General features: G+C 59.3%; 19 protein-coding genes. 17 read left to right on the top strand and 2 right to left on the bottom strand.

Features of this window, described 5'->3' with window-relative positions; translation table 11 throughout:
* Positions 1-9 precede the first annotated feature (9 nt).
* From D5261_RS33240 to D5261_RS33165, 16 genes are all read left to right on the top strand, one after another.
* On the top strand, positions 10-1,269 hold the full coding sequence (locus tag D5261_RS33240) for an RNA polymerase sigma factor (RefSeq protein ID WP_119320284.1): 1,260 nt from the start codon (positions 10-12) through the stop codon (positions 1,267-1,269).
* A gap of 311 nt (positions 1,270-1,580) precedes the next feature.
* A complete protein-coding gene (locus D5261_RS33235) occupies positions 1,581-3,206 on the top strand; it encodes a cellulase family glycosylhydrolase (protein WP_119319901.1) in 1,626 nt (541 codons plus the stop codon).
* A 177-nt stretch (positions 3,207-3,383) separates the two neighbouring features.
* Complete coding sequence (locus D5261_RS33230) at positions 3,384-4,394, top strand: hypothetical protein (protein WP_125205813.1); 1,011 nt, start codon at positions 3,384-3,386, stop codon at positions 4,392-4,394.
* 192 nt (positions 4,395-4,586) lie between these two features.
* Positions 4,587-4,943: a YciI family protein gene (locus D5261_RS33225; RefSeq protein WP_119319899.1), complete on the top strand. Its 357-nt coding sequence runs from the start codon at positions 4,587-4,589 to the stop codon at positions 4,941-4,943.
* A gap of 139 nt (positions 4,944-5,082) precedes the next feature.
* Complete coding sequence (locus D5261_RS33220; RefSeq protein WP_119319898.1) at positions 5,083-5,433, top strand: ArsR/SmtB family transcription factor; 351 nt, start codon at positions 5,083-5,085, stop codon at positions 5,431-5,433.
* A 46-nt stretch (positions 5,434-5,479) separates the two neighbouring features.
* The gene (locus tag D5261_RS33215; protein ID WP_119319897.1) at positions 5,480-5,989 is read left to right on the top strand and encodes an SRPBCC domain-containing protein; all 510 of its coding nucleotides are present in this window, start codon (positions 5,480-5,482) and stop codon (positions 5,987-5,989) included.
* A 134-nt stretch (positions 5,990-6,123) separates the two neighbouring features.
* Entirely contained in the window at positions 6,124-7,239 is a 1,116-nt protein-coding gene (locus D5261_RS33210) for a WD40/YVTN/BNR-like repeat-containing protein (protein ID WP_119319896.1), read from the top strand.
* On the top strand, positions 7,236-7,532 hold the full coding sequence (locus tag D5261_RS33205) for a MoaD/ThiS family protein (protein ID WP_119319895.1): 297 nt from the start codon (positions 7,236-7,238) through the stop codon (positions 7,530-7,532). The genes D5261_RS33210 and D5261_RS33205 overlap by 4 nt, the downstream gene beginning before the upstream one ends.
* A 44-nt stretch (positions 7,533-7,576) precedes the next feature.
* The gene (locus D5261_RS33200) at positions 7,577-7,939 is read left to right on the top strand and encodes a YciI family protein (RefSeq protein WP_119319894.1); all 363 of its coding nucleotides are present in this window, start codon (positions 7,577-7,579) and stop codon (positions 7,937-7,939) included.
* Between the two features lie 46 nt (positions 7,940-7,985).
* On the top strand, positions 7,986-8,396 hold the full coding sequence (locus tag D5261_RS33195) for a DoxX family protein (protein WP_119319893.1): 411 nt from the start codon (positions 7,986-7,988) through the stop codon (positions 8,394-8,396).
* Between the two features lie 81 nt (positions 8,397-8,477).
* Positions 8,478-9,644, top strand: coding sequence for a serine hydrolase domain-containing protein (locus tag D5261_RS33190; RefSeq protein WP_218025503.1), 1,167 nt, complete (start codon positions 8,478-8,480; stop codon positions 9,642-9,644).
* 56 nt (positions 9,645-9,700) lie between these two features.
* Positions 9,701-10,114, top strand: coding sequence for a VOC family protein (locus D5261_RS33185; RefSeq protein ID WP_119319891.1), 414 nt, complete (start codon positions 9,701-9,703; stop codon positions 10,112-10,114).
* Positions 10,115-10,158: 44 nt separating this feature from the next.
* Entirely contained in the window at positions 10,159-10,887 is a 729-nt protein-coding gene (locus D5261_RS33180) for a DUF899 domain-containing protein (protein ID WP_119320283.1), read from the top strand.
* A gap of 130 nt (positions 10,888-11,017) precedes the next feature.
* On the top strand, positions 11,018-12,724 hold the full coding sequence (locus tag D5261_RS33175) for a right-handed parallel beta-helix repeat-containing protein (protein ID WP_119319890.1): 1,707 nt from the start codon (positions 11,018-11,020) through the stop codon (positions 12,722-12,724).
* Between the two features lie 76 nt (positions 12,725-12,800).
* Positions 12,801-14,510 carry an FAD-dependent oxidoreductase gene (locus D5261_RS33170; RefSeq protein WP_165863971.1) on the top strand — a complete coding sequence of 570 codons (1,710 nt, stop codon included), beginning with the start codon at positions 12,801-12,803 and terminating at the stop codon, positions 14,508-14,510.
* Positions 14,511-14,604: 94 nt separating this feature from the next.
* Positions 14,605-15,213: a Uma2 family endonuclease gene (locus tag D5261_RS33165; RefSeq protein ID WP_119319888.1), complete on the top strand. Its 609-nt coding sequence runs from the start codon at positions 14,605-14,607 to the stop codon at positions 15,211-15,213.
* A 97-nt stretch (positions 15,214-15,310) separates the two neighbouring features.
* On the opposite strand, the gene D5261_RS33160 is transcribed toward D5261_RS33165, so the two are convergent.
* Positions 15,311-17,068 carry an alpha/beta hydrolase-fold protein gene (locus D5261_RS33160; protein WP_119319887.1) on the bottom strand — a complete coding sequence of 586 codons (1,758 nt, stop codon included), beginning with the start codon at positions 17,066-17,068 and terminating at the stop codon, positions 15,311-15,313.
* 18 nt (positions 17,069-17,086) lie between these two features.
* Here D5261_RS33160 and D5261_RS33155 point away from each other — a divergent pair, with 18 nt between their 5' ends.
* Entirely contained in the window at positions 17,087-20,131 is a 3,045-nt protein-coding gene (locus D5261_RS33155; protein WP_125205812.1) for a hypothetical protein, read from the top strand.
* An 88-nt stretch (positions 20,132-20,219) separates the two neighbouring features.
* On the opposite strand, the gene D5261_RS33150 is transcribed toward D5261_RS33155, so the two are convergent.
* Positions 20,220-21,026 (bottom strand): ATP-grasp domain-containing protein, encoded by an 807-nt coding sequence (locus D5261_RS33150; RefSeq protein ID WP_165863970.1) that lies wholly within the window; start codon positions 21,024-21,026, stop codon positions 20,220-20,222.
* Positions 21,027-21,082 lie beyond the last annotated feature (56 nt).

Raw genomic sequence — 21,082 nt, 5'->3', positions numbered from 1 at the left:
AGCGAAGAGATCATCCGGCAGATTCGGGGGACGGTGGGGGAGATCCATCGATCCGATTCGCGCCGCGTCTTTGCGACTCTGATTCGATTGATCGGCGATTTCGACCTTGCCGAGGAAGCGGTGCAGGACGCCTTCGCGGCGGCGCTGGAGCAGTGGCCGCGCGACGGGATTCCGGCAAACCCGAGGGCATGGCTTGTCACCACCGGCCGCTTCAAAGCGATCGACGCGATGCGCCGCCGCACGCGGTTCGACGCCTCGCTGGCGGCGCTCGCCGAACGGGTCGAGGCCGACACGCAGGCGACCGCGATCGTGTGGGAAGAGGAGGGTGTTGAGGACGACCGGCTGCGTCTCATCTTCACCTGCTGCCATCCCGCCCTGGCGCCGGACGCCCGCGCGGCGCTGACCTTGCGCGAAGTCTGCGGCCTGACGACCGAAGAGATCGCCCGCGCCTTTCTCACCGCGCCCACGACCGTCGCCCAGCGGATCGTGCGCGCCAAGGCCAAGATCCGCGACGCGAAGATCCCCTACCAGGGGCCGTCGCCCGAAGACCTGCCCGAGCGGCTCGATGTCGTGCTCCACGTCATCTATTTGGTCTTCAACGAGGGCTACTCCGCCTCGTCCGGCGAGTCGCTGACGCGCGCCGATCTTTCGGGGGAGGCGATCCGTCTCGCCCGCCTGATCAAAGACCTTCTGCCGGAGCCGGAGGTCCTGGGGCTGCTCGCGCTGATGCTGCTGCACGAGTCGCGCCGCGCCGCCCGCACGTCCGAGCAGGGCGACCTGATCTTGCTGGAAGACCAGGACCGCTCGCTCTGGGACAAAGAGTGCATCGCCGAGGGCGGCGCGCTGGTGGAGCAGGCGCTGATGTCCCGGCGTTTCGGACCTTACACCCTCCAGGCCGCGATCTCGGCGGTGCACGCCGAGGCGCGCTCCGCCGCCGAAACGGATTGGGTCCAGATCGTCGCTCTCTATGACATTCTGGCGCGCGTTACCCCCTCGCCCATCATCGACCTCAACCGCGCCGTCGCCGTCGCGATGCGCAGCGGCCCGGAGGCCGGCCTGGCGCTGATCGACGCCATTCTGGAACGCGGCGACCTCGACGACTACTACCTGGCGCACTCCGCCCGCGCGGAGCTCTGCCGGCGATTGGGAAGAACCGCCGACGCCCGGGGGGCCTACGAACGCGCGCTGAAACTGACGCAACAAGGGCCGGAACGGCGATTTCTCGAAGAAAAGTTGCGTTTGTTGAGTGAGGGTGAGTCGCTCGTGTAGCGATTCATAGGGGGACGAGGGCTTTTTTGACCCCGCATTGAAATACGGGGCTGGGGGCGCTTCGCGCCGACCGTCCGTACCGGACGGAAGAGTGTGATCGCTTGCGTTTCTTATCTCTTCCGTCCGGTACGGACGGTCGGCGCGAAGCGCCCCCAGCCGGGTAATTCATTGCCCGGTGATCAATAACCCACCGCGCTTGCTTGTTGACGGATGCCCCATCGATCACTATAATGGGAAAGTGATCAGAAACACAGTTTCTGATTTGTTGAGACTATTGCGATCTTGATCTCTCCCGCTCCGTGAAAGGAACAATGATGCTCACTCACCTCCCTCCGTCACGTAAGCTCCGCTCGGGTCTATTGCCTGTCGTTGCTATCGCTGGAATTGCTATTCTGGGCTCTCCCGCCGCCCATGCGCAGAATTATCTGCACACCAGCGGAGCCCGGATCCTGGATTCTCAGGGCAACGCTGTTCGGATCACCGGCATCAACTGGTTTGGCTTTGAGACCACCAACTACTGTCCCCATGGGCTTTGGGCGCGGTCGATGTCGTCCATGCTGGATCAGATCAAGGGACTGGGATATAATACGCTGCGCGTGCCGTTTTGCAGTCAGATGTTTGACGCCGGCAGCGCGCCCAATGGGATCGACTTCGGACAGAACCCGGACTTGCAGGGGCTGACGCCGATCCAAATTTTAGACAAGCTGATCGCCGACTGTCAGGCGCGGGGTCTCAAGGTCATTCTGGATCGGCATCGGCCGGACTCGAACGCGCAGTCCGCGCTCTGGTACACCAGCCAGTATTCCGAGCAGCGCTGGATCAGCGACTGGCAGATGCTCGCCGGCCGATATCACGGCAACGACACGGTGATCGGCTGCGATCTGCACAATGAGCCGCACAGCCCATCGACATGGGGCGACGGCAGTCAAACCACGGATTGGCGATTGGCGGCGCAGCGGTGCGGCGACGCGATCCAGGCGATCAATCCGCATTTGCTGATCTTTGTGGAAGGGATCGAACAGTTCAATGGAGATGGCTACTGGTGGGGCGGCAACCTGGAAGGCGTGGCGTCGGCTCCGGTGCAGCTGAATGTCGCGAACCAGCTTGTCTACTCCGTGCATGACTATCCCAGCACCGTCGGCTCGCAGCCCTGGTTCAGCGATCCCAGCTATCCGAGCAATCTGCCTGGTGTCTGGGACAAGCATTGGGGATATATCGCCAAGCAAAACATCGCGCCGGTGTGGATCGGCGAATTCGGAACGCTGGATCAAACGACGTCGGATCAGCAGTGGTTCTCCTCCATCGCCAGCTACATCGCCGCCAATCAGCTCAGCTTTACCTATTGGTGCTGGAATCCCAACTCGGGCGACACCGGCGGCATTCTTCAGGACGACTGGAACACGGTCAATACAAACAAGCAGAGCGTGCTCCAGCCGCTGCTCGCTCCGCTGATCGGCTCCGGCGCGTCGCAAACTCTCTCGGACGGAACCTATAAGATCGCGGCCCAGACCACCGGCGACGTGCTGGACTGCTACAATACCGCCAACACGAATGGGACGATCGTTCAGCTCTGGGGCTCCTGGAACACGAACAGCCAGCGCTGGAGCGTTCACGGCAATGGCGACGGCACATACGCCATCCGCACCATCAACCCCGACGGCAGTGTCGGCCGCTCGCTCGACTGCACTGGCTGTTCGCCCGGCGATGGAACCCAGCTCGAACTCTGGGACTACTGGGGCGGCCCCTGCCAGGCGTGGCGCATTAACCCGACTGGGGGCGGAGCCTATTCCATCAGCACGGCTCAGGCGAAATCCGACGGCTCGTACGACGTTCTGGACGGCAATGGGTGCTCCGGCGCCGACGGAACGCGAGTGATCCTGTGGAGCTGGGGCGGAGGCGGCTGCCAGCAGCAGTGGCGCTTCATTCCGGCGAATTAGCAGGAGCGGGAGAATTTACTTGCTGAGGGAAATAATTGATTGACAGATGAACGGAGGTATGCTATATTTGTACTTGGAAACTCTGTTTCTTTCAGGCGTAAAGATAATTGTTTCTAAAGATACAGTTGTTGAACAGATGTATTTGCCGGCGATGATATCGCCTGGATAGGGGAACGAATGAACGAACACACGATTGCGCTGTCGCATCGCGTCAAGAATGCCGCACGACTGTTTTTAATTGCAACTATTGCAATTCTTGCAATGACGGTCGGCACTCCCAAGCAGGCGCAGGCCAGCCCCGGCTGGTTTGGAGTCAATATGCCGTGGATGGCCTACGGCGCGGACTTCGGGATGGATTTTTTCTATCCTGGTTACGGCCCGAACTACAACGCCTCCACGGTGGAAGGCTACTTCGCCGATATCCAGAGCAAGCACATGAACATTGTGCGGATCTGGACCATGGAGGATTTCTGCGGGCTGTCGTTCCAGGGAAACAACTGCGATAACCCCTGCACCGGCGTTTCTCAGGTCTTCATCAACAACCTGGTGGACTTTGTCCGCCGCGCGAACAATCACGGCATCAACGTCTATGTGACGTTCCTGGCGCCGGGAGACGTGCAAAAACATCCCAATATCGCCACCGTTTACCGATCGCAGTTCATCAACAATGCGCTGCTGCCGGTGGCGCGGGCGCTCCAGCCGTATCTCTGCTGCTTCGACCTGATGAACGAATGCAACTATTCGGGCCTGAGCTGGCCCGATCTCCGCAACTTCGGCAACGACGGCCGTGTCGCGCTGCACAGCATTTCCGGGAATTGGGTCACCATGAGCACGGATCAGCCCAACGCGCTGATCTACAACTTCTGGACAACGCTGGGCGGCCTTGGCTTCGACTTCTACGACTGCCATGTCTACAGCACGAACACGATCCCGATTACGGTGACGCCGGCGAATGTCGGCAACGCGCCGCTCTTTATGGGCGAGTACGGTCCGAACGCGGGGAGCGGCTGGGCCAACTATTCGGCGGCTCAGGATCAAAGCTTCGTGGACAACTTCTGCAACGACGCCAACAACAAGGGCTACTACGGAATGCTCGCCTGGTCGTACGTTCCCGGCAGTTCGTTCTCGCTGCAAAATACGAACACCCTGTGGAATATGAGCTACTATGGCGGCATCTGGGGCCTTTAACACCCGGACACGCACAACGACATCGGTCACTCGCCCGCGCCTCATTTGGCGCGGGCTTTTTTGCGTATTGGAAACGGCTCAAAAAATATTTTTTGCGATTTTCAAAACAATTGTCGATTTGGGGCTTCGCCGCGCGACTAATCCGTGTAAGAGCAATCCACGGCGGGCGCGCCGGAGGAAAATGGGGGGAGCATGAAATATCTGTGCCTGGTCTACCATGAAGAAGGATCGCTGGAGGCTCTCACGCAGGCCGAGTACGACGCGCTGGTGGACGACGCTCTGGCTTATAAAGCCGAGCTCGAAAGCACCGGGCGCGGCCTTTCCGCGAATGCGCTGCAATCCGTCAAAACGGCCACCAGCATACGGGTGCGTCATGGGAGCGTCTCCATCACGGACGGTCCGTTTGTGGAGACGAAGGAGCAGCTGGGCGGCTACTATCTGATCGAAGCGACGGACCTGAACGACGCGATCCGTCTGGCGTCCAAGATCCCGTCGGCGCGTATCGGGGGCGTTGAGGTCCGGCCGGTCAATGAGTTAAGGCCGGAATAACCGTCCTGGGATCGAGGACTGCTCGATCCCAAGGCGGCGTCCACCGGGATCCGAGAGCGGTCAGAAAAAAATATTTGACAAACGTCCATTTGTCTTTTATAATTCACCGTTCGGTTAATTAATGAACAGGGTATTTAAGATGTCTCACGATCAACTCAGCGCCACCTTCGCGGCTCTTGCCGACCCGACCCGCCGCGCGATCCTCGCGCGCCTCGCCTCCGGTGAAGCGTCGGTCAAGGATCTCTCCGAGCCGTTCTCCATCAGCGCGCCCGCCGTCACCAAGCACCTCAAGGTGCTGGAGCGCGCCGGTCTCATCACCCGTGGGCGTCACGCGCAGTGGCGGCCCTGTCGGCTCGAAGCCAGGCCGCTTCGGGACGTCTCCGATTGGGTGGAGCAATACCATCGATTTTGGGAGGAAAGCTTTGATCGTCTGGATGTCTATCTTCGCGAAGTGCAGGGACAGGAGAAGGGAAATGAGCGCAGCGAATAATGTCGAAGATGATCGTGTGCGGAATACTACAAAAAGGAGAATGACCATGGAAACAATCGATAACGTTACGGAGAAAGAACTGGTGATCACACGCATCTTTAATGCGCCGCGCGAGCTGGTTTTCAAAGCCTGGGGCGAGGCCGAGCGTCTGGCGCACTGGTGGGGGCCGAAGGGCTTCACGCTGGGCGTCGCCACCCTCGAATTTCGGCCGGGCGGCGTATTTCATTACAGCATGACATCGGCGCAAGGTCAGGAGATGTGGGGCAAATTCGTCTATCGCGAGATCGAAGCCCCGGAGCGGCTCGTGTTCGTCACCTCCTTTTCGAATCCCGAGGGCGAGATCACGCGCGCTTTCTTCAGCGACACATGGCCGCTGGAGGTGCTGAATGTGGTGACATTCACCGAGCAGGACGGCAAGACGACGATGACGCTGCGCGGCGGACCGATCAACGCGACCGAGGCCGAGCAGGCGGCGTTTGAAGGCATGTTCGGCAGCATGCAGCAGGGCTTTGCCGGAACCTTCGATCAACTGGAGACATATCTGGCGTCCTTGTAAAAAGTCCGATATAATCGACTCGGCAGCGCGAAAAAATAATTCTGTCGGAATGTCGATTCGCCGGCGCCGTATTCGACTAAGTCATAGGAACGGTCGAAAATGAGCGCCGGCGAGAGACTCGGAAGGAGCCATGCATGAGCGGAGTTCGGGTTCTGGTCGGCACGCGCAAGGGCGCTTTTATTCTTACCTCGGATGAAGAGCGGCGGGAATGGAATGTCAGCGGGCCGCACTTCCCAGGATGGGAGATCTATCATCTCAAAGGCTCGCCGGCGGACCCAAACCGGATCTATGTCTCGCAGTCCAGCGGCTGGTTCGGCCAGCTGATCCAGCGTTCGGACGACGGCGGCCAGACCTGGGATCCCAAAGGCAACGAATTCTGCTACGAGGGCGTTCCCGGCACGCACCAATGGTATGACGGCACGCAGCATCCGTGGGAGTTCAAGCGGATCTGGCACCTGGAGCCGTCACTGACCGATCCGGATGTGGTCTACGCGGGAGCGGAGGACGCCGCCCTGTTCCGGTCGGACGACGGCGGGAAGACCTGGAACGAGCTGTGCGGCCTGCGCGACGCCAAGGGGCCGCTCTGGCAGCCGGGCGCCGGCGGAATGTGCCTGCACACGATCCTGCTGGATCCCGCCGATCCCAATCGGATCTTCGTCGCGATCTCGGCGGCGGGCGCGTTCCGCAGCGATGACGCCGGCCAGACCTGGCTTCCGATCAACAAGGGGCTGCGGTCCGAGTTCGAACTTCCGGACCCCGCCGCCGATGTCGGCCACTGCGTCCACAGCATCGCGATGCACCCGTCGCGCCCGAACGTGCTGTTTATGCAGAAGCATTGGGACGTCATGCGCAGCGACGATTCCGGCGACAGCTGGCGTGAGGTCAGCGGCAACTTGCCGAGCGACTTCGGGTTTCCCATCGAAGTCCACGCGCACGAGCCGGAGACGATCTATGTCGTGCCGATCACGAGTGATTCACATCACTTTCCGCCGGACGGCAAGCTGCGCGTTTACCGAAGCCGGACCGGCGGCGATGAGTGGGAGGCGCTGACGAACGGCCTGCCGCAAAGCGACTGCTATGTGAACGTGTTGCGTGACGCCATGGCGATCGACTCGCTGCCCTCGTGCGGCGTGTACTTCGGCACGACCGGCGGCCAGGTGTACGTCTCGCCTGACAGCGGCGATACCTGGACGGCGATTGTCCGGGACTTGCCGGCCGTTCTGTCCGTCGAGGTGCAGACACTGCCATGATCGTCGTCGTTTTGCCGGCGCATCTCAGAACCCTGGCGCGTGTCGATGGCGAGGTGGAGATCGAAGTCGACGGGCCGGTAACTCAGCGCTCGGTGCTGGACGCCCTGGAAACCGGCTATCCGGCCCTGCGCGGCACGATCCGCGATCACGCCACGCAGAAGCGCCGCCCATTTCTGCGGTTCTTCGCCTGCGGCCAGGATCTATCGCACGAATCGCCGGATGCGCCCCTGCCCGACGCCGTCGGGCAGGGCAGGGAGCCGTTTCTCATTATTGGGGCCATGGCGGGAGGGTAACGCCGGCCTCCGGACACAACGCAAACACAAATGGAGACAACTTCGTGAAATATATGCTGCTGATTTACGGCGACGAACTGGCCCTGAGTAAGACCGAGCGCGAACAGTGCTACAGCGACTCCGCGAAGCTTGCGCATCGGCTGCAATCGGCGGGGCAATATCTCGACGCCTCACCGCTGCACCTGACATCGTCCGCGAGCAGCGTCCGGGTGCGCGACGGCAAGAGCCTGGTCACGGACGGCCCATTCGCCGAAACGCGCGAGCAGCTCGGGGGATACTTCCTCATCGACGCCGAAGGCTTGGACGCCGCGATCGCCGTCGCCGAGCAGATCCCAATGGCGAAGAAGGGGACCGTCGAGGTTCGTCCGGTCATGGAAATCTCGGGCTTACCCCTTTCCCACGAGTGAAGCTCGTGGGAAAGGCGCAATGGCAGAACGTCGGAAGGAAAAATCTATGGAAACGACCGCGCAAGCTGTGCCTGTCTCGAATAAGATGCTCTGGATCGGACGTGTTTTGAGCGGGCTGACGGTGCTGATGCTGCTGATGGACAGCATCATGAAGTTGATGCACCCGACTCCCGCGCCCGTTGTCGATGCGATGACCAAACTTGGCTACCCGGATGGCCTGACTCTTGGCATTGGGATCCTGCTGCTGGTCTGTACGATCCTGTATGCGATCCCTCAAACCGCCGTGCTGGGCGCGATCCTTCTGACTGGCTATCTGGGCGGCGCGACCGCGAGCCATGTGCGCGTCGGCGCCGACATCTTTCCGGTTCTGTTTCCCGGCATAATGGGCGCCTTGATCTGGGGCGGATTGTTTCTGCGCGACAGTCGCCTGCGCGCGCTGCTGCCGATCCGCAGCTAAGAGACGAAAATCCAAGTAAAACGCAACAGAGGGAGTCGAATGTCAAAATCGAGGGAATTCTCGGCGCTGAGAATCGAACGTATGTCCGCTTTGCTGGGCGATTATGTCGATCGCGGTTACTTGCCCGGCCTGGTTGCGCTGCTCTATCGCGAGGGTGAGGTTCACGTCACGACGCATGGCGTGCAGGATTTGGAAAGCCGGGCGCCGATGCGGCGCGACACGATTTTTCGAATCGCGTCCGTCTCCAAGCCGATTGTCGCGGCGGCGGCGATGACCCTCGTGGAAGAAACCAAGCTGCGGCTTGACGATCCCGTGGACCCCTGGCTTCCGGAGCTTGCGGACCGAAAGGTCCTCCGTGCGATCGACAGCGCAATGGACGACACCGTGCCGGCCGCTCGCCCGATCACGCTGCGCGACCTGCTCACATTCCGGCTCGGCTATGGGTATGTGGCGGCGCCTCCCGGACAGTATCCCGTCCAGACGGCGATTGAGGAGGCGGGAATGTCTCCCGGTCCAAATCCGCCGACACTCTCACCCGATCTCTGGATCGAGCGTCTCGGCTCCCTGCCGCTGGCGCATCAGCCGGGCGAGCGCTGGATGTATCACACCGGCGCCGATGTGCTTGGGGTGCTGATCGCCCGTGTCGCCGGCGTCAGCCTGGGCCAGCTCTTAGAGGAGCGGATCTTCGAGCCGCTCGGCATGAGGGATACGGGATTCTCTGTTCCCGAATCCAAGCTGGACCGGCTGGCGACGCCTTATCATCCTGATGCGGCGTCCGGCGGACTCACGGTCTTCGATTCCGCGCGCGGCGGCCGCTGGTCGCAGCCGCCGCCGTTCGAATCCGGGGGCGGCGGCCTGGTCTCGACCGCCGACGACCTGTGCGCCTTCAGCCAGATGATGCTTGGCATGGGGCGCTATGGCGCGCGCCGAATTCTCTCGCGTCCCGCCATCGAGCTCATGACGACCGATCAGATCACGCCGGAGCAAAAGGCGGTGTCCCCGTTCTATCCCGGCTTTTGGGATAACCAGGGCTGGGGGCTTGGCATGAGCGTGACGACACGGCGCGACGGCGTCGCCTGGAGCCCGGGAACCTACGGCTGGGACGGCGGCTTTGGCGTAACCTGGCGCGCCGATCCGCGCGAGAATCTGGCGGGCGCCCTGTTGACTCAGCGCATTATGATGAGCGCCGACGATATTTGCACATATCAGGACTTCTGGACGCTGGCCTATCAGGCGATCGACGATTGACGGCCCGCGTCCCGCGATTTCAATGACCAGAACAATCTCAGGAAAGGAAACGGAACATGACTCTGATCAACGGTTACATCCACTTCAAAGGCAACACCCGTGAGGCGATGGCGTTCTATCAAGAATGCTTTGGCGGTGACCTGGAGATTCAGACGATCGCCGGCTCTCCCATCGAGGAGCATATGCCGCCGGAAGCGCGCCAAGGCGTGCTGCACTCAGCCCTGACAAACGGCGGCGTTCTCCTGATGGCGTCCGACATGGTGTTGGATGGGCTTGTGACAGGGAACAATATGTCGCTGATGGTGACGTGCGAAAGCGAGGAAGAGATCGATCGATTATTCGCCAAACTCTCCGAAGGAGGAAGCATCATGTGCCCGCTGGGCGACTCCTTCTGGGGCTCGAAATTTGGTCACCTCACCGACAAATTCGAAATCCGGTGGGGACTCAACTACGAGAAGGCCGCGAAATAACCAAGATGGCCGGGCCGCCGGCCGTCGTCGAAAGGATTAGTTCCATGACTGTTACGGAGACCGCAATTCCAAAGATCGTATCGCAAGACGAATGGCTCGTCGAGCGCAAAAAGCTTCTGACGAATGAGAAGGAATTCACAAGGCAGCGTGACCGCGTGAACGCCGAGCGCCGCCGGCTTCCCATGGTCAGGCTGGAGAAACAATACATTTTCGATACTCCCCAGGGAAAGAAGACCCTGGTCGACTTATTCGAAGGCCGCCATCAGTTGGTGATCTACCACTTCATGTTCGATCCCGAATGGGAAAAGGGCTGCATGGGGTGTACAGGCTTTGTGGACGCCATCGGCGATCTGTCCATGCTGGCCGAGCGCGACACAGCCTTCGCCGTGATTTCCCGCGCTCCTCTGGCGAAACTGGAGGCGTACAAGGCGAGCAAGGGATGGGATATTTCCTGGTATTCGTCCTTTGGAAGCGATTTCAATTACGACTTCCATGCGACGCTCGACGAAAGCGTTGCGCCCATCGAGTATAACTATCGCAGCAAAGCGGAGATTGAAGAAAAGAACGGGCGGCCCATTACCCCCGGAGAAACTCCGGGCTTGAGCGTCTTCTTCCGCGTCGGCGACGATGTGTTTCACACCTACTCCACCTTCGAGCGAGGAGTGGAAGACATCACCGACTCTTACAATATCCTTGATGTCACTCCGTACGGCCGCCAGGAGGACTTTGAAGACTCGCCTCCCGGATGGCCGCAAAAGCCAACTTACGGCTAAGAAGAATACGGCGTCCGGCTCCCGCTAGGGGGCCGGGCGCCATCGGAAAATAGCCTCTGTACAAATCAATGTCATATTGTTATAATAATCAACCAGAGAATAATTCGATCGATGGATTGATGAGAACATTATGCAATTGAAAGACGCCATTGCTGTCGTGGCCGCCGGAGCGTTTGTCGCCGCCGGCGCTTTTTTGCCGGTCGGCGCCATGGCGGCGCCGATGGGAAAAGACTTCGATATTCAGGGGTATGTGGATAAGGCCGTGCAGGCGGGTCAGAAGCGGATCGTCATTCCGCCGGGGATGTATCGCGTGACGCCGCATCACGCGGAGCATTTACGGCTGGCGGATCTGCACGGCGTGACGATCGTTGCCGATGGCGTCGAAATGATCTGCACGCAGACAACGCGCGCTCTCTCGATTGATCGATGCGATGGGCTGACCGTGCGCGGGCTGAAGATCGACTACGATCCCTTGCCCTTCACGCAAGGGAAGATCACGGCGCTGAGCGCGGACAAAAAGGTCACTGACATCGAGCTGTTCGCCGGATATCCGGCGGCGGACCAGGCGACCAATTTCAAGTATGAAGTCTTTCGGCCCGATACTCGTACGCTGCGGCGTGACGACTGCGATGTCTCCAAGATCGAAGCGGTCGATGCGAGTCACCTGCGCGTGACCAAGGGCTCGGGAAGCGCGAACGATCCGGAGCAGATCGGCGATATCATTGTGATCGGCGCGGAGCACGCGCCGGATGGGAGCGCGCCGCATGCGGTGACGCTGGATCATAGCGTCGGAACGAAGCTGGAGAACATCACGGTCTACGCCTCCAACTGCTTTGGATTTATCGAATTCGGGTGCAGCGCTAGCATCTATTCCCACTGCCGGATCGATCGGTGTCCGCCGGCCGAGGATATCGTCCATCGCGCGGACCCGCGCATGCGTTCCCTGGACGCCGATGCTTACCATAGCGGCGGCGCCGCCAAGGGGCCGTCCTACCTGGGATGCAGCGCCAAATTTATGGGCGACGACTGTGTCAACATCCACGGCAGCTACAATATGATCACGTCGCGGCAGGGGAATGTGCTGCGCGTTCTGGTGAAGGATGACATCTACGCACCGGGCGAGCCAGTGGAGCTGCTGACTTATTCCGGCGCGCGTCTGCCCGACGCCGTGGTCACCAAGGTCGAGCCCGACGGCAAGATCACGGACGCCGAGCGGGAGTTTCTGAGCAAGCAGCAGATGGACGCTGGCCTGCGCACGCAATGGACCCCCGACGCCTACAAAGTGACGATCGATCGTGACGCCGATCTGCCGATGGGATCGCTGATCTGCTCGGCCCGGCGCACCGGCAACGGCTTCGCCGTGAAGAACTGCGATTTTGGGTTCAATCGCTCGCGCGGCATTCTGATCAAGGCGAGCGACGGCGAGGTGTCCGGGAATACGATTACCGGTTCCTGGATGGAGGCGATCCTGGTGACTCCGGAGTACTGGTGGCTGGAGTCGGGCAGCTCAAACAATGTCGTCATTAAGAACAACACCATCGTCAACTGCCGCCGCTCCGCGATCACCGTCACGGCCACCGGAGGAACCGGCGCGGTCGCGCCGGCGGGCGCGCATCGCCACATCACAATCTCCGGAAACAAAGTCATCGGCTCGGTGCTGCCGTCGCTGAAGATCACCTCCACGGATCGGCTGGCGATCACGAACAATGTCACGATTCGAGCGACCGCGTCCAAGAACGCCGATTATATCCGCTGGCTCGCCGAGCGGCAAAAGGACGACGCCATTGTCACAACGGACTGTGACAATGTGACAAACAAGGGCAACATCATTCGCTGAACGCCGCGCCGTCGTCAAAACGGGTATCTTATTCACGGAGCGATCCAGCCAATCGTCGACGTGAATGAGATCCCGTATGCCCCGACCCTCCTTCTCCTGGCGGCTTTGCGCCGCCGCGTGTTTCCTGATCTCCCCCGCAATCGCCCACGCCGCGCCGCGCGTGGCGCTCGACCCTGAGCGTCTGTGTCTGTCGCCCGTCGGCCGGTTCCCCACCGATGTGCCGACATGCCAGGCGCTCATTGTCGGCGGCGGCTTGGGCGGGTCCGCAGCGGCGGAGGATCTGGCGCGGCGAGGAATCTCCGTGATCCTGGTGGAGCTGACATCGCACCTTGGCGGACAACTAACGACTCAGGGCGTCAGCACCCCGGATGAGAACCGGTTTATCGATCAAATCCCCGGACCGGGGACGCCGCACTACCGGGCGCTGCGCCGGCAAGTATGGGACCATTACGCCCAGCTTTCCGGCATCCAGGCGCCTCGCCAAAAGAATGTCGGCCAGTGCTGGGTCGGAACGACTTCGGGCGAGCCGAACGTTTGGGAAGCCGCCCTCTGGGATCGACTGAAGCCATGGATGGGGCCATCTGGGATTCGACGCGTTCTGCTGCGCCATCAGCTCGTCGCCGTCCAGCGTTATCCCGGCAACGGAAAAGTGAGCTATTTGGATTTTGTCAATCTGGACACGGGAAAGATTATCCGGATCGGCGCGCAGTATGTGCTGGACGCGGGCGAACTGGGCGATGTCCTCAACCTCTCGGGCGCGCCGTGGACGCTGGGGCAGGAGGCGCAGGGCGCCTATCACGAGCCGGACGCGCCGTCGCAAGCCCACCCCGACTGGATCCAGAGCTTCACCTATTCGTTCGATGTGCGCTGGAACCCGGACGCCGTCCTGCCCACGGCGTCGAAACCAGACGAATATGAATACTTCAAATCGCTGGGCGAATACTCTCTTATCTACAAGTATCCCGAACCACGCGGCCCCGTCCCCTACAAAGTCTTCGAAAAGGCTCCCGGGGCCGCCGGACCGTTCTGGACATACCGGCGCCTCGTCGCGGCGTCCAGCTTCGACCGGAACCCGCAGTACGCCCAGGACATCGCTCTGATCAACTGGAGCGGGAACGACTTTCATCTGGAAAGCTTCATCGGCAAGGCGCCTCAGGAACAGCTTCGCATCCTGATTCGCGCCAAGGCGTTCGCGCAGGGATTCCTTTACTGGCTGCAAACCGAGTGCCCACGCGACGACGGCGGAACCGGCTACCCCGAGATGCAGGCCGCCGGAGACGTACTTGGCGGCGACGGCTTTGGCGTGCTGCCCTACATCCGGGAATCCCGCCGTCTGCTGTCCGAATATGTCATCCGCGAAAACGACATGCTGCCGACCGAAGAAAACCCGGACGCAGCGGCCGGAACCGAATTCTTCGACTCCGTCGGCATCGGCCTGTACGCGATCGACATCCACCCCAGCCGGAACGAACCGCCGCTGCTGAAGTCCGCCCTGCCATACGAAATCCCGCTCGGCGCCTTCATCGCCCGATCCGGCCCCAGCAACGTCCTCCCCGCCTCCAAAAACATCGGCGCCAGCCGCCTCGCCGCCGCATCCCTCCGCGTCCATCCCCAAGCCTGGCTCATCGGAGAAATCGCCGGCCGCCTCGCAGCCTTCTGCCTGGAACACCATGTTGAGCCACACCAAGTCCGCGCCGACCCCGCGCTGCTGTCGGCGTTTCAAAGCGAGCTGGCGGCCGATGGAATCCCAAACCGATGGAGCGATGTGCCGGCGTTTGGGAGATAAAGCCTCAAAGCGATCCGGTCTGGCAAAGGACCAATAATCCCAGCGTCATCCAGGTACAATAAATTTTCGAGATGTTATGTGATTGGAGGATGTCATGGCGATTCTGGAGCACGAGATTCGTTCCGCCAATGGCGCTGGATTGAGCGGGCTGCATCGACATCTCTTTAGTCGCGATGACTACTACACGATGGGCGACATTGGCATCTTTCGCGACCAGCGTGTTGAGATGATCGAAGGAGCAATCATCGAAATGGCTCCAGCAAGTCCGCCGCACGCTGCGCTGACGAATCCCCTTGCGGCGCTTTTAGAATCTGCATTCGGCATCGGATTTACTATCAGGACACAAGTCCCCATGACGCTCGGAGACGCGACCAATCCCAGCGAGCCGGAGCCGGATGTCGTCGTCGCCACAGGCTCATGGCGCGAATATCTGACATGGCATCCTAACCAGCACGACATCCAGCTCATCGTCGAGATTTCCGATAGCACACTTACCTACGACCGCACCATTAAAGCCCGGCTCTATTCCGACGCCCATATTCCAGAATACTGGATTGTCAACCTTGTGGACACACAGATTGAGGTTTATCGCCAGCCGACGGAGACAGGGTATGTTGAGATTACGGCCCACCGCGCCGGCGACAGCGTTGAGCCGCTATTGACGCCTGGACGAAGTATTGCGGTGGACGAAATACTTCCATAAATTCGCAAAATCAGCGGCGCGCAAAAACGGCCGCCGAAGGAATTTCCTTTGGCGGCCGCCCTGCATTTTGAGTCGCGCTCAAATTTGGGCGATCTCTTTACTGTCTTCGAAATACTCCCGTTCCAATCGGGCTCAAAAATTTCTCCCAAGCTATTTGCCAGCATGTCTCCGTCGCTGGACCGCCGATGACATCGACACTGTTGATGCGAATATTCAGGCGGAAGGTCTTCCAGGGATCGCCCTGGCGGCTGCGCCATTCGCTGGCGGGGATCGAGAGTACGGCATTGTAGCCACCGGGCGCGGCGGCGCATGAGCCATGGATGCCGGGCGGCAGGGCGTCGGTCCATCCACACGTTTCTGGATCGTAGATACAGATCAATCCGTCGGGGCTTCTTGGAACTAAGTAAAACGCCAGAGAATTTGTATACGAACTGATCACGGTTCGTATGTCTTCTTCCGGCCGTATGTCTATATTGATCTCGACTGCATCCTGCTCCCAGGGCAGTTTGCCTGGTTCGATGATGACTGTGCTGTCCAAGACATGAACGGCAATATGAACATGCGCTTCGTCATACGAGACGCCGAAGCGGGCCAGTGTTTTCTGCTGCGTGTCGTCGATCGAGTAGGGCAGGGCGAAGGTTTCGGTAAGGCTACCCGACGCATTGGGGACGATATCCGATTGAGGACACGGCAAATAATTCACGAGATTGTCCGGATCGCAGCCGATGATGGGCAATGACGCCATATAGCCGTGGTAAGTCGATGAGATCGTCGTTTCGCCTTGTGAGACACCGTGAAGCCGAATTGGGTCGTGTGTATCCAGGACTGCAATCGCTGTGTCCGCGAGGGTGAGATTCGGGTGAGGGACCGTCAGGCGAAACCCATTGGTATACCAGGCTTCCGCGCCGACAATGCCTCGAACCCCAGAGCTAAGATCAATTTTCTCTGCCTCCAGGTTTGTTGCAGACACAAGCTGGTATCGTTCCAATTCATAGGGAGAGTTCCGCAGCAGAAAGTGGAGCATTTGGCGCATTCGCCCTGCGCCGGCTTCAAAGTTGTGATCGGCGGGATAATCGAAGTAGGCGGCCAGATCGTCGCCGGGGATCCAGCCATGCTGCTCCAGCAGATGGCTCGCGCTTGTAACGTCTCCCCACATCTCGTATTCTCCGCCTCCCGCATCAAGCCAGAATCGAACCGGTCTCTTTGCGCCGTTCCCCTCCGTCAGCAGCTTGAGAGAGTATCGATGATCCGACCACAAGCTTGGCGACATGCAGCCGGCGAGACCGAATGTTTCCGGGTGAGTATAAGCCATGATAAAGGCTGCCGATCCACTCGAAGAGTATCCGGCGATCCCTGTGGAAGCTGGTTCCGGCTTGGTTCGGTAGTGGGTATCGATGTAGGGTTTGAGCCGTTCGGAGATGAATCGGTAATATCCTCCCAGGCCACCGCCGCTCCTGTGTGTCGTCGGCGTGAAGGATTCGAGCCGGCTCGCCACACTTGCCAAGCCGATGGCGACGAATATCCCTGGGTTAATCAGCCCGTCATCAATGAGCTGATCGTACGCCGCATCTACAGCCATTGTCGCGCCGGGACGGGAGAATGCATTGCCACCGTCACTGAAATAGATGACAGGATAACGCTCGTCGGTTTCCTCGTAATTTTCGGGCAGATAGATCTCGATTCGTCTCGGTCCCGTCGAAAGCCCGCCATCATCGAAGTTCTCCATACGAATACGGCGTTGAAACGGTATATTAATACCGTTCGTCCCTGCACAAGCCGACATAAATGAGCTCTCCTTGTCTGGCAATTGCTGCAAGTGTGAGAATACCATAAGAAAAGGAATATTCTTGGTCATCTATCCACGGGAGACATTATGATCCGATCGATACTCGCGATTTTTGCGGTTCTGGGACTTTCATCAGCGGCTTTGGCAAGTCCTGCGGCGAACACGATGCCGGACGCCACAGTTGTGAGCAAAGACTGTTACGCCGCGATCGGTCCTTTGCTTCAAAAGAGTGGTGGAATATTGACTCCAGAGGTGCGGAGCGCCTATCTGAACTGGGCGCAAAAAACTGTCGTCCAGGAATTGCGTCGAAATAACCAGGATGTTCCAGCGAAATGTCTGGCCGAAGTCCAGCAGCATGATGGGGTGCGAACAGCGATGTTCGGGAGTGTTTTTCCACCGGACCCCAGCATCCTCCAGAACTATGCGCAGCTGCGCGAGCAGTTGCCTGCGGATTTGATGTCGAAGTATCGCTCACTTGCTATCGCGATGGCGGTGTCGAAACGGATTAAGGGAGTCGAAACATCCGACGAAAGCAAGAATATTGGACGCGATTATCAGCCAGGTTTTTGGGGCAATGATTCGCTGCAGACTCCCGCTTCCGCCGAGGAGAGAGATTTTATTCATTATCTGGCGGATTTCATGACGGAGTCCCACGTTTCGGCCGGCGATCTGTATCAGGACGCGTCGCTCCAAGAGCGGCTGCGGGTTTTTCTAGGGCAGCATCAAGTTTCCAGCAAATTCATCGACGAAGTCCACAAATCCGTTCCATTCGGAGAGTGTCTCAAAAATGCGATGGTGCTTCTGGGGCAGCGTCCGGCGGCTCGCGATCCAAAACCGTCTACGATTGTCTGGATGAGCCATCTCGCCGCGCTCAACACAAGCACGCCCTCCTCCACGCCGGATCAAGACGGCAAGCCAATGCCCTGGCCGCTGTTTCCCATCGATATGGCGCCGTGGCCGCTTCTAATGCCTCTGGCGCATCCCATTCCGCTGAGTGAGGCGGACTATATCTGGGAGGCGTTTCAGGGCGAGCACGGCCCCGACCGCTACCACACGTACGGTCCCTATCGGGGAGATGACGATGTGATGCCCGATTCCCTAAAGCCATCCAAATGGTTTTGGGACGCCTGGCCGGACCGCATCATCCACGGCGGGGAATGCGTTCCTATCTCCAAGGGAACGGTCGATTTATACTCAGGTCTGAACAAGCCGGCGATGTGGTCCGGGCAGCCTGGGCACGCCAATCTCATCACGTTCCAATACGTCGACAGCGCCTGGACTGCGGAGATTGAGCAGCCCTTTGCCGGAGGGCCGGACGTGACCAGCGCTCAGTGGTATTTTGACGAAGATCCGGGAACGCAGATCCATTTTCGAGATCTTTATTACTGGCCTGGGGCAGAATATCACCTTGGGGTCGCCCTGGCGATGAATATCGGCCTGAAGTCTTATATAGACACGCGCATGGCGGCGAATATTTTCCGGGCCATGCCTTCCGAGGCCAAGAGAACTCTCGGCGTCAGGCTTCTTCGAAATACGCTCCAAGTGAACCCTTTCAACCCGGAGATCTGGTACCGCCTCGCCGAGCAGACACCCGATGCGATGCAGGATCTGATGCTGATCGAGGCGGCTGCGAAAGGGGACCCAGCCCTCATTGATGGACATCCCGGCAATGGATTCCCGGCAAAATCCGGGACGAACACCGCGAGCGACCAATACTGGAGGACACTGGCGGAGTTCGTTACACAGTTTGGCCTCCTGTCCCATCCGGCCGCGCACGGGGAAGAGGACCGGCGCCGCATCTACGATTACCTGAAAACCGTCCCCGGCATTTCCGCCATCGACCTTGCATCTTACGCTGGGAAGTTCACAGAAAACAATGTGGCGCATGCAAATGCGGACGCCGTGGACTACGACCAGAAATTGGCGGAAGCTGGTGACTCCTACGGACAGCTCCGAATGGGACAGCGATACTCTGACGGTTCTGGAGTTTCGCAGAGCGACGATAAAGCTCAGGAACTCCTCGCCAGCGCCGCAAGTCAAGGAGACGTCGCAGCGGCCACTATACTGGAACGCATGAACCCTTCCATCCCCGCGGATCAGGTCACGGTCAAGGGATCAAGCGAGTATAGCCAGACTCAGCAAGCAAAGCATCTTGTGGACGGGGCAGGTATGACCGGGGTGATTCACGACAACGAGCAAGGCGCTGGTACAATGTGGCAGACCGCCTTGCATCTCGAAGCGACATCGCCCGTGGCCGGCCTCGCGCCATCGCCGGCATGGGTGCGCTTTGATTTCGATCATCCAGTGCGGTTCGCTTCATTGCTGATCTGGAACCACAACCAGCCGACACTGACGGATCGGGGATTTCGACGCACTCGGATCTATGGCTCCGCCGACGGCGCGACTTGGATTTCGCTTACGTCCTCTAACGTCATTGAGGTGCCGCGCGCAAACGGGGGGCCTTCCGCACTACCGTCGATTATCCCCAACGACTCCCCGGAACAGCCCTTGAAATCGGTAATTATTGCGGCGGAAGTCGAAGGCGGCAACTATGGCGGGGATTGCTATGGACTGAGCGCCGTTCGATTCGGGGTTCCACGATTGCCTCATGTCCTCCCGGCAGACATGATTGCTGTTACCGCTTCTTCTGTCTATAGCCCCCTGCAAGCCCCGCAACATTTGGTGGATGGTTCGGGAATGTTAGGAGCTTTGCACGATAATGCGGAAGCGGCTCAAACGATGTGGCATACGCTGGACGGCCCAGTCGCCAAAGCTCCGGCGTCTGGTCTACCCCTCTCGCCTGGGTGGGTGAAATTCCATTTCACCAAGCCGCAAAAAGTCGACGCGATCCTGATCTGGAATCACAATCAGGCAACTCTCACCGATCGCGGGTTCCGAAAGGCGCGGATCTACGGTTCGAGCGACGGCGCGACGTGGCGTCCTTTGACACGGAATGAAACCATCGAACTGCCTCGCGCCACTGGTTCTCCGATAGACGGGCCAACTTCAATCCCCAACGTCCTTGCCAGTCAGCCGCTGAAGTCGATTATCATCGCCGCTGAGGACGTCAATGGGAATTATGGCGGTTCCTGCTTTGGGTTAAGCGCCGTCCGTTTTGTCACAAGCCGCTAAATATTGGCGTCGTTATGGATGGGAATCACAATCCTGCCAGCACATCAGCCTCAGCGATCGTTTTCTATTTCTGAGGCTGTTTCGCATTTTATGCTTCTGTGACCCGATGCTCTTGCCAGGCGGAGAGTGACCGAACGATTGCATCCACATTGGCGAGGTAAAAACCACTGCCGTTGATGCAATTGAACTCGATGACTTTCCATCCTTCGTTCGTTGCGGCGATGTCGCATACGAACGCCTCCGATGGGGCGTACCGCGCGGCGATGTCTTCGGCGAACTCAATGACTTCCGGCGACGCGAGCAGTCTGGCTTCCGGAAGATATTGCGTTAATGCGATGACTTTTCTATCCAGGATAAACGTTCGATATTCGGCCTTAATCGTCTTTGGCGTGGAATAGAGAACCCGCATGTCCGGGTGCAAATCGACATATTCTTCATCGCCGGGCTCTTGATGATACCATCGCCAAAATTCGCGGAAATCCATCACTTGTCCCGTAAATGTTTTGCTATCGTCGTTCGGTCTGAGAAAGAATTTCTCCGTGGGGCTGAGTCCCGATTCGGCGAGTTCTTCGCATGTCAGCAGCTGGGCGTCCGAATTGAGCATCCGGTCGCCCAGCGCCTGCGTGTAAGCGGCGGGCTCGAACTTCTCCGGCTCAAAAAATAAGCCGTGACGCCATTTGGGATGCCGCGATGTCGTCTGGATCATCGTGTTCATCCCATAAATCACAATGGGGAGAGGGATGTCATCGGGAATGTCCGGCATCCGATCGCTGAAAGGAACGACCGGCGTCTTTACCAAACGATACCCAGCCTCCAATACGACCCGCTCCAGAGTCACAATCGAGGGCGAGGGATTGTATGGAATGTCTTGCAGAATCCATGTGGTTTGATGCATTGGCATTCTAGAAAAAGGCCGCCATGGGATAATACCCATGGCGGCCTTCGTGTTTT

This window comes from Capsulimonas corticalis, assembly GCF_003574315.2.
GTDB classification, from domain to species: domain Bacteria; phylum Armatimonadota; class Armatimonadia; order Armatimonadales; family Capsulimonadaceae; genus Capsulimonas; species Capsulimonas corticalis.
Note: the sequence above shows the minus strand (reverse complement) of the source record. Positions and strands in the feature narration are given on the sequence as shown.